Consider the following 15,340-nt stretch of genomic DNA (forward strand, 5'->3'; position numbering starts at 1 on the left):
ACTCTCCCAATATTTTATTTTTCTCACGGTTTTAATATAACTTTCATTAAACCCGGTTCTTTATCATATAACCGTTTAAACCAGGCAGCACCCTCCTCCAATGGCGCAACGGCACTGATAAAAGTGTCTATATCAACAGCACCCCCTGCTATCATATCAAGACATCTTTCATATTCTCCAGCTGAAGCGCAACTTCCATTCAAGGTAATTTCCCTGGTTACAACCAATTGTAAAGGCAGCTCAACAACAGGAGACAGATTTCCTACTATTGTTGCTAATCCACCTTTCTTCAGGCATTTTACTGCAATATCCAAAGTGGATGAAATACCTACTACTTCGAAAGATACATCTACACCCCTGTTTTTAGTAATATTATATATTTCTTCCACAACATTTCCCCCGTCTGCCTTAATCCCCGCAAAAGCGCCAAATTTTTCAGCAAACTGCAATTTGTCCGGGTCTATATCAACTGCTATCACCTTGCCGCACCCTGCATTTATCAATAGCTGAATAATAAGAAGGCCTATCATTCCCGCTCCGACTACGACAACATTATCATTAAGCTTTAAACTAGTCCTGTTTAGAGCATGAAGAGCAATAGAAAGCGGCTCAACCATTGCAGCCCTTTCAAAAGATACAGTATCGGGAATTCTGTAAAGTATATGTTGAGGTACAGCCACATACTCAGCGAATGCGCCATTTTGACGGTATTCACTGCAGGATACCCCTAATACACGCCTGTTGTCACATAGGTTGATTTTCCCATTAAAACAGTAATAACACTTGCCGCAGTATATTGTAGAATCAAAGGTTACCCGGTCTCCCGGCTTAAAATTCCTCACGTTACTCCCGGTTTTATCAATAACACCGGAAGCTTCATGACCCATAATAATAGGGGGAATTCTACGCCCTGTACTTCCGTCCATACCGTGCACATCACTTCCGCAAATAGAACATGCCTTTACCCTTATTAATACATCCTCAGGACCTATTTCGGGAGTTGGTACGTCCTCCACTTCAAACTTTTTATAATCTTTTAAAACTAGGGCTTTCACACTATCACATCCTTATTATAGAATTAATGTAATTTTAATATAATTACATATGCATTATTAAACTCTTAACTTTATGCCTAACTTTATGCTGGCCTACTTAAGAACTGTCTCTATAAGCTTTAGAATTTGTAAATGTGCTTGCTAATTTCCTGCTTGCTAATTTCCTGCTTGTTAATCCTCCTATACCGTGAAGGGGTCATTCCCCGGATTTTCTTAAAAGCCTTACTAAAATGGAACTGGCTGGAATATCCAAGCCGGTCCGATATCTCGGATAGGGAAAAAGGGGTGTTTTTCAGCAATTCTTCAGCCATGCCTATCTTGAGGTTATCTACATACTTTTTAGGCTGCATTCCGGTAATATCTTTAAAAACCTGCCGGAACCTTCGTTCACTCAATCCTGCCATATCTGCCATGGTTTTTACCGAAATACTTTCCCACATATTAGATTTTATATGTACTATCACTTTTTCAATAGCCTCCCGGTGAGGGTTGCTGACTTCCCTGCTTTCTATATGCAACAGCCATTTATGAAGCAATATATTTAAAGTGGCTGAAGCTAATAAAAGGGATGCATTATCATTTTTCCTGAGAAGCTCCATGCAAGTATTACAATTGCCGGCTTCACCTTCCACATAGTCAACAAAAAAAACCTTGTTCAAGGGTAACTTTGTCCCCCAACCTGAAGCAAACTCAAACCACCAGAAATCCCATTTTTCACCACTACAAAAATAACGTCTCACCTTATCATGCTCAAAAAAGATAAGAGTACCAGGCCCTACAGGCATTTCTCCAATCCCTTCAATAGCTACTATCCCCACTCCTCCTGTTGTCCTTAAAGCTATCAAATCTTTATTTCCAACTCCCTTCTTCTTTACATCGTAGGTAGGGTCGGCATATACTACATATACTGTCCTCAGAGCTACGGGTTCTATTGCCATTGGCCTGTTGGTTATTGAAAAATCAAATTTCATAAAAACATTATACCTTATAATTGCCGTAAAGTATATATTTTTTACCGGATTTAACATTTGATTTTGCAGGAATAAGTACTATTATATATATTAAGATAAAATAATATATGATAGAAAAAGCGAAAAACATTTTAAAATTTAAAAAGATAAAAGATTAATGATTGTTTTTTCGGGGTGGTATTTTTGGATAGCAAAAGTTTATATGATGGAATACATGCTATGGTGCCAAGAGAGAGTATGAATCCAGGGGCAAGAAAACTCCGCGACTTCTATGAAAAAAAGCCTGATGCTCCAATTTATCAGTGTGAATTCGGATTTTATTCCCTGGATAGATGGAAAAGAGAAGGCTATATAGATGACAACACAAACCTTGCAGAGCTTTTTGGTTATGATGAACCCGGAAGTTATAGTCTTGGTGGTCTGGGATGGTGTGAAGCCGCGTTTTATCCACCTTTTGATGTTAAAATAATTGAAGACAGGGGAGAACATGAGGTTGTTCAAGACCATGCCGGCCGGCATGTGCTGTATTTCAAGGGACGCAGGAGTGGGTTTATGCCTGAATACCTGGACCATCCGGTAAAAGATATGAAAACCTGGGAAGAAAACTGCAAATGGCGTCTTGATCCTAAAACACCCGGCAGGTATACGGATTTGGAAAAAAAGGTAGAGCAAGCAAAAGAATGTGCCAAAAAAGGCATGATAATCGTACAGAACCTTATAGGAGGCTATATGTATCTAAGAAGCCTTATAGGGCCTGTAGATTTATTATATAAATTTTATGACGACCCTGAATTAATCTATGATTGTATGAAAACCTGGCTTGAACTCGCCGACGCAGTTATAGCAAAACACCAGGAATATTTAACACTGGATGAATTTTTTATAGCAGAAGATATCTGTTACAATGGTGGCCCCCTTATTTCTCCTGATATGATGAGAGAATTCCTCTTTCCATATTATCAGCAGCTTATTGCTAATATTAAGTCACGCCAGATAGATAAAAGCCGTCATTTATATATACAGGTAGATACTGACGGTTTTGCGGAGCCTGTTATACCGGTTTATAAAGAAATCGGGATGGATTACATGAGTCCTTTTGAAGTTGCTTCAGGCTGTGATGTTGTAAGGGTTTCAAGAAATTATCCCGATTTGCTGATAAGAGGGGGTATGGATAAAAGGGTACTTGCCCAGGGGAAGGATGCCATAGACAAAATGGTGGACAACATAGTCCCAATTATGAAGAAAAGAGGGGGATATATCCCTGTATGTGACCATGGTGTGCCTGAAGAAGTAAGTTTTGAAAACTATATGCACTTCCGCAAAAGATTGCTGGAATTTGCCGATTAAAAATAAATATCCAGGACGTGTCCCTGAAGTTCACCTTGCCATGTCATTGTTTTCCTAACTGGTCCAAAATCACTTCAATAACCTTCATGGTCCCATTTCCCAAATTGCTGGCTTTCATCCTATTGATTATTGCTCTTCTTTCTTTATAAACATTTAAAGCAGTTTCCAGTAGAACAGAAGGATTTAAATCTTCTTCCCGCAAAACATAACTAAATCCCTTTTCTCTAAACGACTCTGCATTTAATATCTGGTCACCTCTACTTGCCCTCTTTGATAATGGTATAAGAAGATTAGGCTTTTTTAATGCCAGAAGCTCAAACAAGGTTGTAGCTCCGGCCCTCGATACAATCACATCCGACATTGCAAACAAATGGGGCTGTTCTTTAGTTACATATTCAAACTGTTTATATCCTTTCAAACCAAGAAGAGTATTGTCAACAGCTCCTTTCCCGCATATGTGGCATAGCTGGAATGCAAACAGCAGTTCCTTTAATCCTGCCCTTACTACGTCATTTATAAACCTGGATCCTTGACTGCCGCCCATAATAAGCAATACCGGTTTTTCCGCCGTAAAACTGCACATCTTCCTGCCCACATTTGCATCTCCGGTAAACAACTCATTTCTTATGGGTATACCTGTCATACAGGCTTTATTCTTTTTAACATACTTATCAACATACTTCGCTGTTTCCGGGAAAGCATAGCATATTTTATCAGCAAAGGGAATAGACAACCTGTTTGCCAACCCGGGTGTTATATCTGATTCATGGATGACAATAGGAATTTTAGATAAGTAAGCTGCCCATACTACAGGCGTTGCTACAAAGCCTCCCTTACTGAATATAATGTCCGGCTTTATTTTCCTTATTATCTTCATAGACTGCCACAAACCTTTTAGAATCCGTGCTGTATCTGTCAAATTTTCAAGATCAAAATACCTTCTCAATTTACCCGCAGTAATAGGGAAATATTCAACTTCCATATCCTCAATAAGTTTTTTTTCAATTCCTGTTTTAGTACCTATGTAATAAATATCAAAATTTAATTTCCTTAATTCAGGGATAAGTGCCATATTGGGCGTAACATGACCGGCAGTACCGCCGCCTGTTAAAATAATCTTTGCCACTTCCTTCAACCTCTCCTAACTCTATAAATAATACAACTTAATCTATTAAATTATATTTTCACATTTTAATTATATCACAGTATTTTACTCCAAAATTATATCACGGTATTTCTACTCTAGGCTTATAACTTTAAATTGCTTAAATAGTATGAATAAAATAACCATAATAGCGAGTAAAGCAAAGTTTACAATGGTGAAAACCAAAAGGTACTTACCAGGTTTTGAACCATTACTCTTACAATATATCCGGAAAGAAATGAGACTTGCAAGAGAGGCAACAAGAGTGCCCATTCCACCTATATTTGCACCTACAAGCAAACCCGAATAATTATTGGTAAACCCGGAAAGCATTACAGCAGCTGGCACATTGCTAATAAATTGACTTATTAATATTGTAATTAACATTTCACGGCCAGAAATAAGTTTCCCCAGAATGTTTATTACATCAGGCATATTTCTAGCATTACCGACAAAAATAAAGAAGCATATAAATGTTAGAAGTAAAGAATAATCTGCTTGCTTATACAATCTTTTATCTGCTATAAATACTATTACCATTAACAACACCGAAGCTATAACATAGTTTACTATATTGAACACTGATAACAAAGTTAATAGAAAAAGAGCAGAATACAAAACTAATTCCTTTGTGTTACTAATCTTTACAATTTCTAAGCCAGTTACATCTACTGGCTCATTTTTTATAGCAAGTATACAGGTAAAGACAAGCAAACCTCCAATAACAACTACTGGTAACGTGGCAGTAAAAAAGTCGGCAGGAACTATATTGTAAAAAGAATATAGGTATAAGTTCTGAGGATTACCAACAGGTGTCATGGTACTTCCAATATTAGCTGCCGCTGTCTGTAACGTGATTATCCCAATAGCGAATTTCTCTTTTCCGGATAAAAATAACACAGACAGTGTAAATGGTACAAACGCAATGAGAGCTACATCATTTGTAATAAGCATGGATGAGAAAAAACACAAAGCTATCAGTACTAAGGCCAGTTCCCTTGTATTCTTTGTTCTTTTTAAGAGCCATACGGCAGCTGCCGAGAATAAGTTCAACTTTATAAAGCCACTTATTACAAGCATTAGGCATAAAAGTAAAAGAATCACCTTGGTATCAATATATTTTAGATAATTAAGGGAAGGATGGACAAAAAAGCAAGAAATAAGCGCAACTAAACTCGCACATAAAAGCACGACTTGCGATTTTATGAATTGTGTAAATACATTAAGCAAATTTACTTTATTAACCTTTTCTATTATTTTACTTTCCATAAACTTATTTCACTCACCATCAAATCATATCACTAAACTATCTTGACAATTTCAGAAACCCTTTGATTTGTCAAGTCCGAAATATCCGACGTTCCGTTATATACCCAATAATTACAATCTTTTTGGGAAAAACAGAGCTCAGTACACTTAAACCCATGCTTTACCATAGTTTCAGCTGCTTCCTGGGTCGTCATATTTTTGAAACTCCGTGTAACAATTCCAATATTCATAAGAATTCTCCTCTCAACAAGAATATATCTTAGATTTTTAGTTTGTAAAACAGATAAATTTTAGCATACTGTAATTCTGTTTTCAATTTTAAATTTCCTGTTATTTTTAAAGCTATCACATATAATCTATCATACAGATAAGAGAAATACGGCCGCGAGGAGTATTGTAATCTTTTCATTATAAAGGAGCTTTATTAACTTCTTTTTATCTATTGGATAAGTATATAAGAGACTATGTTTGTAAAGAAAGGTATGAAGTGCATGTGTAGAACAGAAAAATGAAGAATAATAAGATAAAAACTAAAATTATTCTTACAATATTATAACAATATGTGTTATAATTCAATTGTGTTATGATATTTAAATGAAAAACTTAGTTTAATTGCAAATAAATTAGTATTTTTATGAGCAAGGTGATGTTTAACAGTGGTTGAAATAATAAGCGAACCTATAGGTGATAGGTTTTTTAATTTAGTTACAGATAGCAAAAATAAAATTCGGCTATGTGCTCCCTATATAAAGGAACCTATAATAAATAAAATATATTGTAATAAAAGACCTTATACAAAAGTAGAAATAATTTCTAATTTTAGTTTACCTAATTTTTACAATAAATCTTCAGATATTGAAGCTTTTAAAATCCCAATAAAAAATAAAGATAAGGTATATAATTGTCAGACACTTCATGCTAAGATTTATATTTTTGATGATAAGTATACAATAATAACTTCATCAAATCTTACTTCGGCAGGATTTGAAAGAAATACAGAGTATGGCATTTTTATCAATGATTATATTTTAGTAAATCAAACAGTCAATGATTTTAAAACTATTTGCCAAAAAGAAAATACAGGAGAAGTTAACGAAAACATAATTAATAGGATACAATCTATTTTAGAAAATATTTATTCGCCTAAAATACTAGGTTTCAATATAAATGAACATACTGAGGCGGATAGCGTTTTACATGTGGATACAGAACTATTAACAAGTAATTTCAATAATTGGCAAAAGAAAACATTTAAAGTTATTAACTTAATAAATAAAAATGAGTTTTCACTATCTGACGTATATGCTTATGAAAGTGTTTTTGCCGAAGCTTTTCCAAATAACAATACTATTAGAGATAGTATAAGAAGAAATCTTCAAGAATTGAGAGATTTAGGCTTAATTAAGTTCTATGGAAATGGTATGTATAAAAAATTGTGGGGTTAAATAAGACCTTACTATTATGTAGTTGCTTCTTTCCCTTGTCCCAGACAGACTTTACTTTCCAGATATAAGTGACATGTATTTTCTTTTTTGACTTAATGAACGCGATACACCATATAATAATTTTTTCATATCTATCTTTTACTTCCGATTATGTTTGAGATTCTTTCTTTTGGTCACTGAGAAACCAAAATATCCAAGGGATTGTTTCAAATTCCGGTATTCTCCATGCAAAAAGCATATAAGCCCCGCTTTCTCAAGACAAAGCTTCCCATTTTTGTCCAGCAACTTCTCGTCTACATTAACAGCAACAATTTCTCCTATAAACATAACATGGGAGCCAAGCTCAATAGCATCTCTTACTACACACTCAATGTTCACCGGGCTTTCTCCAATAAGCGGTACGTCTACTTTAGAGGCTTTTTCAGCAGTAAGTTTCATAGCATCAAACTTATCTACATCACGGCCTGATTTTACTCCGCAATAGTCTGCAGCAAAAGCTAACTTTTCAGTAGTCAGGTTGATTACAAACTGGCCTGTTTCTTTTATTAATTGATAAGAATAACGCTCTTTCCGTACTGAAATTGACACCATGGGAGGTTTGGAATTGACAGTTCCCACCCATGCAAGGGTTATAATATTAGGCTTTTCATTCTTTCCCATACATGTAACCATTACCACCGGTACCGGATTTAGAATTGCCGATGGTTTCCAAACCTGCTTTGCCATTTGAGTTCCTCCATCTTTTCTATAATAATTATAATATGTTTATTATAAGTTTTATCATAACTTATTAATTACCGAATTTCAATGTTCAGTATAAATGGAAGCATTTTCTTCATAAAAATAAAATGCGCCCGTATAAATTAAGTATTACATACTTATTTATACATTATTTTTTTATACTTAGAGGATTTATAAGTTTTATGTAGAAATACTAAAAAGTAAGTTTTTAATTTAAATAATAAAAAAATGAATGATTTAAAAGAGAGGGTGATTTTCCATGATAAAAAGAAGCGATGAAATGGTAAAGGAAATAAGGAACCGGATGAGAGGCGGAAACGGTGATGTTGAAATATGCCATATATTTAAGCAGGATGAATTGAAAGGGAAATCAAGGCTTTTTGCAAAAATCACATTGGAACCCGGTTGCTCAATAGGTCCTCATGAGCATGTTAATGAAGAAGAAATATTCTATATCCTGAAGGGTACTGCAACAGTGGACGACAATGGGAAAATAAGCCGGCTTAATCCGGGGGATGCATTACTTACGGGTGGAGGAGCTATGCATTCAATTGCAAACGCCGGTAATGAAATCCTCGAACTGATGGCTGTGATTATTCTTTATTAAATTAAATTGACACTTATTAAAACCCCTTGCTTGGCATAATAACTGCCAAGCACTTGGGCTTCTTATTCAACTCTGCTCTGTCTCATTGAAAGCAGCTCGGGGAAATACTGCTTGGCAAGGAATTCCATCTCTGCATCACCAATAACAGTAGTTCTGCCATTTTCATATTCTTTATCAATCCATTGCTTGATCAAAGCAATTTTTTCGTTCCTTTTATCAATAGCCTTGTCGCCTTTAAGTGAAAAATAGTTGTTCAACCATGCAGCAATTCCGGCTAATCCTGAATGTGCATCCACTACGACAACAGGAGGTTTACCCAAAATTTTAGTTGTATCAAATATGTTATAAATTTCTTCATCCTTTAAAAGACCGTCTGCATGAATTCCCGCCCTTGTAGCATTAAAAGCTCTTCCAACAAAAGGTGTCCTGGGAGGTATTTCATAGTTGAGTTCATTTTCAAAATATTCTGCAATTTCCGTTATTACCCTTAAATTCATTCCCCCATCATTTCCCCGAAGCTGTACATATTCAATTACCATTGCTTCTAGGGGAGTGTTTCCTGTCCTTTCGCCAATTCCCAACAGTGAAGTATTGACAGCTGAAGCACCATAGAGCCAGGCAGTAGTAGAATTGGTTACAGTGCGATAAAAATCATTATGTCCGTGCCATTCCAGCCATTCTGAAGGGACCTCGCCATAATTTACTAAACCGTAAATAATTTGAGGTACACTTCTCGGCAAAGCTACACCGGGTATGCTTACACCAAGGCCCAGAGTATCACAGGCTCTTACCTTTACAGGTATTCCAGCCTGCTTTGATAGTTCCATTAACTTATTTGCAAATGGAAGAACAAAACCATAAAAATCAGCCCTGGTAATATCCTCAAAATGGCACCTGGGAATAATACCCGCTTCTAAGGCTGCTATAACTATTTCCAAATAACTATTCATAGCCTGGGTCCTGTTCATTTTCAATTTCTTAAATATATGGTAGTCAGAACAAGAAACAAGAATTCCTGTTTCTTTTATACCTATTTCTTTAACTAATTGAAAATCTTCTTTTCTGGCCCTGATCCACGCAGTAACCTGGGGAAAGTCATAGCCCTTTTCCATGCATTTTACTACAGCTTCCCTATCTTTTTTTGAATAAACAAAAAATTCACTTTGTTTAATAATGCCGCTTCCATTGTCCAATTTGTGCAGTAAATCAAACAATTTGCATATCTCTTCCACAGTATACGGAGAACGCGACTGTTGTCCATCTCTAAAAGTAGTATCAGTTATACAGAGATTTTCAGGAATATTCATAGGAACAATCCTATGGTTAAACACTAATCTTGGAACTTCATTGTACGGATATATGTTGCGAAATAGATTAGCCTCCTTTACATCTCTGTATTGAAATTCTATCTCCATCATTCTTGTAGATTTATTGTATTTAACGTTCACAATATACCTCCTTTTCTAAATTTTACCATGTTATTATTTATGAAATTAGACCATTGGACAAAGCAGGATTTCTCAAAATAACTTTAAACCTGAACTTTATACCTGCCTCTCCTTTTAACAATCTTATACAAAACTTAAAATTCATCACTTTGGACTAAAACATGATAGAAACAAAGAGTAAAGCAAAGACTATCATTTAAAATTAAAAGCGGTTATCACCTAACCCGTTTGTGAAAACCGCTTTAAGGTAAAAGTCTCCCCCTTCCCCTCAAAGCTTCCGAGGTTAGCTGACGGATTCGGGCCGAAAGGAATTAGCCCTACCGGAATGTCCAGCGGTTTTCTACCGTAGACCTTTACCGGATTCACCCCAGTATATTGGTTCCCCCGTATCCTGTAATTGAGTTATTTTACAGGAATTCAGCATTCACAACCTATTAGTTTATGTTATGAATTAATTTATGTTCTTGTGGTTTATTTCTTAATACAACTATTAAACTTCGTAATTATACTCTATTATATTCTATTATAGATTATATTTTATCATAAAAAATATAGGTTTACAATTATTTTTTGAAGGTATTTCTTGTTATTCACCACAAACATACTTATTTAGAAACTCAGCAATCTTTTTCTCATACCCTTCCTTATCAACGTTATATGCAGTGCCATGGCTGGCTCCGTCAACTATAAACAGTTCCTTTTCACTGCTGCAATTTTCGTACAACTTGTATACCATTTCCAAGGGCACAAAACTATCTTTACTTCCATGTATGAAAAGGATAGGGGTTTTTGATTTGCTTACCTGCCGTAATGAAGAAGCCTCTTCAAAGTAGTACCCAGCCCTTATTTTTGTAAGAATGCTGGTGCTTTGCAAGAGAGGAAATGCAGGCAAGTGATACATTCTCTTAAATTGGTATGCCAGCTGTTCCTTCACAGATGTATATGCACAATCGGATATAATAGCCTTTACATTACCCGGAAGCTGCTCTCCACTTGTCATAAGTACAGTGGCTCCCCCCATGGAAACCCCGTGAAGGACAATTTCCGCATTGTCTCCAACACGGTCAATAATATATTCAATCCACTTTACATAATCTTTTCTGTCATGCCAACCAAATCCTATATAATTGCCTTCGCTGCTGCCATGCCCTCTAGCATCGGGCATAAGTATGTTATATCCAAGGGTTTCATAAAAAAACTTTGCATAAACTCCCATTGCTTTTGCCCACGAAGAGTAACCATGAGCAAGTATTGCCGTCCTGTTTGTTGGAGTTTTAGCTTCAAGATAGTACCCATGCAATTTTAAGCCGTCAAAGGATGTTATTTCAACCTCTTCAAATTCCTGTTCATAAACCCAGTTGCTATCAGTTTGTTCCATTTGGGCTACAGATAGGATCTCGACTGAGGCTTGCAGGTCTTCACTATCCCGTAAAAACTCTTTTGTATTACGGGCTATAGCTACTTTGTAAAAATAAAAACTACCGGTTATATCTCCTACAAGCAAAATAATAATAAAAATTACCAGCAATACTTTTGTTAACATTTTCATCTTTTCCTGCTATCCTCATAAATACATTTTTTAGTGCTATTTAGTGCTATTATTAGATCGCAGATATAATAACATATACAACCGCAGTATTCAATTGTATTTACCATAAAATGCAGTGGTATATTATGGTTTAGCGTACCCTGAAAAGTATCTTTTCCTTTTAAATTTTGCAGCAAATACTATACCGGCTACCATAAACAAGAAACATACTACTAGCATGGGCATAAGACGCGCATACTGTTGCAAAATCCCTCTGAAACTAGTATTTCCCTCGTTATGCAACTGATTATTATTTATATTACCCCGAGCCATATTATCCCGGGGGAAACCGCCCTGCCCGTCAGGGAAATTATCCTGTCCCCTGGGAAATCTGCCTTGCCCGCCTGGCAAGCCGCCCTGTACGTTAGGCAAACCGCCCTGCTGATCCGGAAAGCCGCCTTGCACGTTCGGAAAACCGTCTTGTCCATCCAAAATTTCTCCCTGCCTGTCTGCAAAAACTCTCTGTCCATCTGCCGGAAAGTTGTCCGCCTGTCTATCATTTTGTTGTTGAGGATTAAAGTTATGTTTCGGGAATTTTAATTTGACACAGACCCTAAACGGTGTTTTGCTGTCATTTGAGGCGGCTGTATTTGAAAGCGGTATCCGGCTTAAAACCAATATACAGCCTGGTATCTTTTTCAATGGCGACAAAGAAAGCTTTGAGCGTCTGATAAATATTCTGATGGACAACGCGATAAAAAATACTCCCCAAGGCGGTGTTATTTCTGTACTTTTGAGCTGTGATAGAGGGATTGTAAAGATTGTAGTAAAAAATACAGATCCGGGAATCCCTCCTGAAGATATTGATAAGATATTCGAGAGATTTTACCGCTCCGATACTTCCCGTACCAGGGAAAGCGGCGGTTACGGCCTGGGCCTTGCAATTGCCAGAGCAATTGTCCAAAAACATCATGGGAGAATATATGCCCAAAGCAATGTCAATGAAACTACATCATTTATTGTAGAATTGCCTCAGGGCCGAAAATGAAAACGAGTTTGCCCAATGTTGGTTTTGACCTTAAGTCCCCTGTAACGGTTTATGGCAGCTCCAAGCTCTAACTTTCTCGGAAGGGCGAGGTTCCCAGGATGGCCCGTATAGGGCGATATTTCATCTAACCCCTTTTGTTCAATAACCTTATATAGTTTGTCTAATGCCTCAGCTAATGTCAACCTGTCATCCAGAATCTTCTCGATTAAGTACATCAACATAACGGCAATACAGTTGGTCTGGCTGGTATCTACCAACTGTTCAATATTACTTAAATCAATTGCAGTTTTATTATATAACACGGTGTGAAGCCCCTTTGATTTTATCTCCCTGCCCTTCCTACCTTTGGGGAAGCTGGATTTTAATATAATTCTCGGGGTTATTTCTCCAAAAACTCCACTTGCCGGACTTTCCCTTACATACCGGGTTGTTTCGGCTATTTCCTTTGCCATTCCTGTAACATCCTTAGGAACATACTCATCCATCATTATAACTGTATCAGCCACATCAAAGTAATCTCCCGACCCGCCAATAACCAGGACAGTTGACACCCTATGCTCGTTGTATAACTGTCTAACCCTGTCGATAAACGGGGTTATGGGTTCCTTTTCCTTAGCCACCAGCTTTTGCATTCTGCCATCCCGGATCATAAAATTTGTTGCTGATGTATCTTCATCTATCAATAAAAGCCCGGTTCCGATTTCAAGAGCTTCCATTATATTTGACGCCTGGGATGTGCTTCCACTGGCATTATCCGTAGAAAACTCTTTTGTATCCTGACCATTGGGAAGATTATTAATAAATGGCGATATATTCACCTTTTCCACTTTACGCCCATCCTCAGCCCGGATTTTTACCGCATCGTCACGGGTAACAACATATTCTCTTCCATCACCGGCAATATGGTTATAAACCCCACGTTCCAACGCTTTCAGCAAAGTAGATTTGCCATGGTAGCCGCCACCCACAATCAGAGTAACACCTTCAGGGATACCCATCCCCTTGATTGGGCCTTTATTGGGAAGATTCAATTCTATTTCAAGACTTTCAGGGCTTTTAAAAGGAATAGCACCTTTTTTCATAGGGAAATCTGAAATTCCGCTCTCCCTGGGAAGTATTGCTCCATTGTTTATAAAAGCCACCAATCTTCTTTTTTTGATTTCATTCCGCATAAAAAACTGGTCTTCCGCAAGCTTTACCTGTTCTTTAAGCCTTTTTACATCTATATTTCTGTAGTAAAGGGAATTTTCTACAATTTGGGGCAATGCATTTGAAAATATAAAATCTGCCGCTCTGCCTAAAATTCTCCGGCCTTGAGCAGGAAGTCCCACTTCAAACCGGGCTTCCACTCTGGTATTGTCTATAACTACTGATGTGCGATTAAGTATCTCTTGGCCACAGTAGTCAATAGTGAGTATTCCGCTTTTACCGGATCCTCCAACGCCATCGTAATATTTTTTTATGGATTCCCAAAAAACCCGCGTTAAAAAATCACATACTGCAATATTTTTGTGCGGTTTGTCATACAACTCCAGTGGAAAACCTGCATTTTCCATGGGTACAATAATCCTTGCCTTGGTAGGTGATGCGAAAGGGTCACCCTGGACATGGTCAATAGATAAAATGTAACCTTTGTACCTGTACTGCCCCATTATATCCTTATAAGCTTTATAACCTCTTCCATCTATTTCATACAGCTTTTGCCGAAGGTCAGTGTAGTTCTTCAATAACTTTCCTCCATTTCATCCATTTTAGGAATGCTCGTGCTTTAACTTTTAGCTTTATTATAACATAGAAATCTTTATGATAGAAATTGCATTTTTGTGAAAGGATATTGCATTTTGTATGGCGAATATATAAACATAGTTGTATATAATGTATATATATAGTGAACAAGTGGTGAATAAAATGAATAATTATTTTACACCTGATTATAATGGCGAACCTTTTGAGTTGTTTTCCACAACTCATATTATTACCATTATTGTATTGGCATTAATAAATTTCTTCATAATATTTCATTATAAAAAGAAAAAAGAAGAGGAGAAACTTAAGAAAAGATTCCGTTACATATTAGCTCTCTTTTTGCTTCTTAACGAAACTGCATATACTACTTGGAGTGTTGTAACAGGTGACTGGACTCCCGGCTACTCTCTTCCCCTTCACCTTTGCGATATGGCTATGTTTTTTTCTGTAATAATGCTTATTTCGAAAAATTACTTTTTATACGAAATTACATATTTCTGGGGACTTGGCGGAAGCTTGCAGACATTGATAACCCCTGATCTTTACCCCTATTCCTTCCCGCATTTTATATATTTTAACTTCTTTTTTGCTCACAGTGCTGTAGTTACTGCAGTGTTATTTATGACTCTTGTTGAAGGGTTCAGACCTTTTAAAAAATCTATATTAAAAGCTGTTATATTTACAAATATTTACATGGTGATTATATCAGCAGTAAACATTTTAACTGGCGGAAATTACCTATTTCTTTGCCACAAGCCAAACAGCCCTTCAGTTATAGATTATCTAGGTCCATGGCCCTGGTATATTTTAGGTCTTGAGATAGTAGGAATAGCTATTATGTGTATTCTTTATATGCCATTTTTTATAAAAGACCTGAAATCTTTAGACAGTTAAGCTTTTCAACTTTTGCAAGCATTGAGTATTCTTAATATGCTTATAGTTACTGCTTATGGTTTTGCCAGGTACAAATTTCCACTTAGGAATGCTTTAT

The 15,340-nt window shown here is 36.5% G+C and carries 15 protein-coding genes; 5 read left to right on the forward strand and 10 right to left on the reverse strand.

All coding sequences use genetic code 11. From position 1 onward, the window contains the following. Positions 1–23: 23 nt before the first annotated feature. Entirely contained in the window at positions 24–1,055 is a 1,032-nt protein-coding gene (locus HPY74_06455) for a galactitol-1-phosphate 5-dehydrogenase (GenBank protein NSW90308.1), read from the reverse strand. A gap of 119 nt (positions 1,056–1,174) precedes the next feature. Further along, positions 1,175–2,026 (reverse strand): helix-turn-helix transcriptional regulator, encoded by an 852-nt coding sequence (locus HPY74_06460; GenBank protein NSW90309.1) that lies wholly within the window; start codon positions 2,024–2,026, stop codon positions 1,175–1,177. A gap of 219 nt (positions 2,027–2,245) precedes the next feature. Between HPY74_06460 and HPY74_06465 the strand changes: the two genes are divergently transcribed. Further along, entirely contained in the window at positions 2,246–3,373 is a 1,128-nt protein-coding gene (locus HPY74_06465; protein NSW90310.1) for a hypothetical protein, read from the forward strand. A gap of 43 nt (positions 3,374–3,416) precedes the next feature. Here HPY74_06465 and HPY74_06470 read toward each other — a convergent pair whose 3' ends face one another. From HPY74_06470 to HPY74_06480, 3 genes are all read right to left on the reverse strand, one after another. After that, the gene (locus HPY74_06470) at positions 3,417–4,499 is read right to left on the reverse strand and encodes an undecaprenyldiphospho-muramoylpentapeptide beta-N-acetylglucosaminyltransferase (GenBank protein ID NSW90311.1); all 1,083 of its coding nucleotides are present in this window, start codon (positions 4,497–4,499) and stop codon (positions 3,417–3,419) included. A gap of 111 nt (positions 4,500–4,610) precedes the next feature. Next, positions 4,611–5,786 (reverse strand): citrate transporter, encoded by a 1,176-nt coding sequence (locus HPY74_06475; GenBank protein NSW90312.1) that lies wholly within the window; start codon positions 5,784–5,786, stop codon positions 4,611–4,613. A 32-nt stretch (positions 5,787–5,818) separates the two neighbouring features. Continuing rightward, a complete protein-coding gene (locus HPY74_06480; protein ID NSW90313.1) occupies positions 5,819–6,016 on the reverse strand; it encodes a hypothetical protein in 198 nt (65 codons plus the stop codon). Positions 6,017–6,442: 426 nt separating this feature from the next. On the opposite strand from HPY74_06480, the gene HPY74_06485 reads away from it, so the two are divergent. Next, positions 6,443–7,231, forward strand: coding sequence for a type II deoxyribonuclease (locus tag HPY74_06485; GenBank protein ID NSW90314.1), 789 nt, complete (start codon positions 6,443–6,445; stop codon positions 7,229–7,231). Between the two features lie 138 nt (positions 7,232–7,369). Here HPY74_06485 and HPY74_06490 read toward each other — a convergent pair whose 3' ends face one another. Continuing rightward, on the reverse strand, positions 7,370–7,957 hold the full coding sequence (locus HPY74_06490; GenBank protein NSW90315.1) for a flavin reductase family protein: 588 nt from the start codon (positions 7,955–7,957) through the stop codon (positions 7,370–7,372). A gap of 274 nt (positions 7,958–8,231) precedes the next feature. Here HPY74_06490 and HPY74_06495 point away from each other — a divergent pair, with 274 nt between their 5' ends. After that, complete coding sequence (locus tag HPY74_06495; GenBank protein ID NSW90316.1) at positions 8,232–8,579, forward strand: cupin domain-containing protein; 348 nt, start codon at positions 8,232–8,234, stop codon at positions 8,577–8,579. A 62-nt stretch (positions 8,580–8,641) separates the two neighbouring features. Here the strand turns inward: HPY74_06495 and HPY74_06500 are convergent, their stop codons facing one another. The 3 genes from HPY74_06500 to HPY74_06510 form a co-directional block, all read right to left on the reverse strand. Beyond that, positions 8,642–9,997 carry a 2-isopropylmalate synthase gene (locus HPY74_06500; protein ID NSW90317.1) on the reverse strand — a complete coding sequence of 452 codons (1,356 nt, stop codon included), beginning with the start codon at positions 9,995–9,997 and terminating at the stop codon, positions 8,642–8,644. 616 nt (positions 9,998–10,613) lie between these two features. Beyond that, complete coding sequence (locus tag HPY74_06505; GenBank protein ID NSW90318.1) at positions 10,614–11,576, reverse strand: alpha/beta hydrolase; 963 nt, start codon at positions 11,574–11,576, stop codon at positions 10,614–10,616. Between the two features lie 123 nt (positions 11,577–11,699). Further along, positions 11,700–12,047: a hypothetical protein gene (locus tag HPY74_06510; GenBank protein ID NSW90319.1), complete on the reverse strand. Its 348-nt coding sequence runs from the start codon at positions 12,045–12,047 to the stop codon at positions 11,700–11,702. Positions 12,048–12,156: 109 nt separating this feature from the next. Here HPY74_06510 and HPY74_06515 point away from each other — a divergent pair, with 109 nt between their 5' ends. After that, entirely contained in the window at positions 12,157–12,603 is a 447-nt protein-coding gene (locus tag HPY74_06515; protein ID NSW90320.1) for a sensor histidine kinase, read from the forward strand. Here the strand turns inward: HPY74_06515 and HPY74_06520 are convergent. After that, positions 12,588–14,330 carry an ABC-ATPase domain-containing protein gene (locus tag HPY74_06520; GenBank protein ID NSW90321.1) on the reverse strand — a complete coding sequence of 581 codons (1,743 nt, stop codon included), beginning with the start codon at positions 14,328–14,330 and terminating at the stop codon, positions 12,588–12,590. The two genes, HPY74_06515 and HPY74_06520, sit on opposite strands and share 16 nt — an antisense overlap. A 181-nt stretch (positions 14,331–14,511) precedes the next feature. On the opposite strand from HPY74_06520, the gene HPY74_06525 reads away from it, so the two are divergent. Beyond that, the gene (locus HPY74_06525) at positions 14,512–15,243 is read left to right on the forward strand and encodes a TIGR02206 family membrane protein (protein NSW90322.1); all 732 of its coding nucleotides are present in this window, start codon (positions 14,512–14,514) and stop codon (positions 15,241–15,243) included. The last annotated feature ends 97 nt before the right edge of the window (positions 15,244–15,340 follow it).

This window comes from Bacillota bacterium, from assembly GCA_013314855.1.
Classification (GTDB): Bacteria; Bacillota; Clostridia; order Acetivibrionales; family DUMC01; genus Ch48.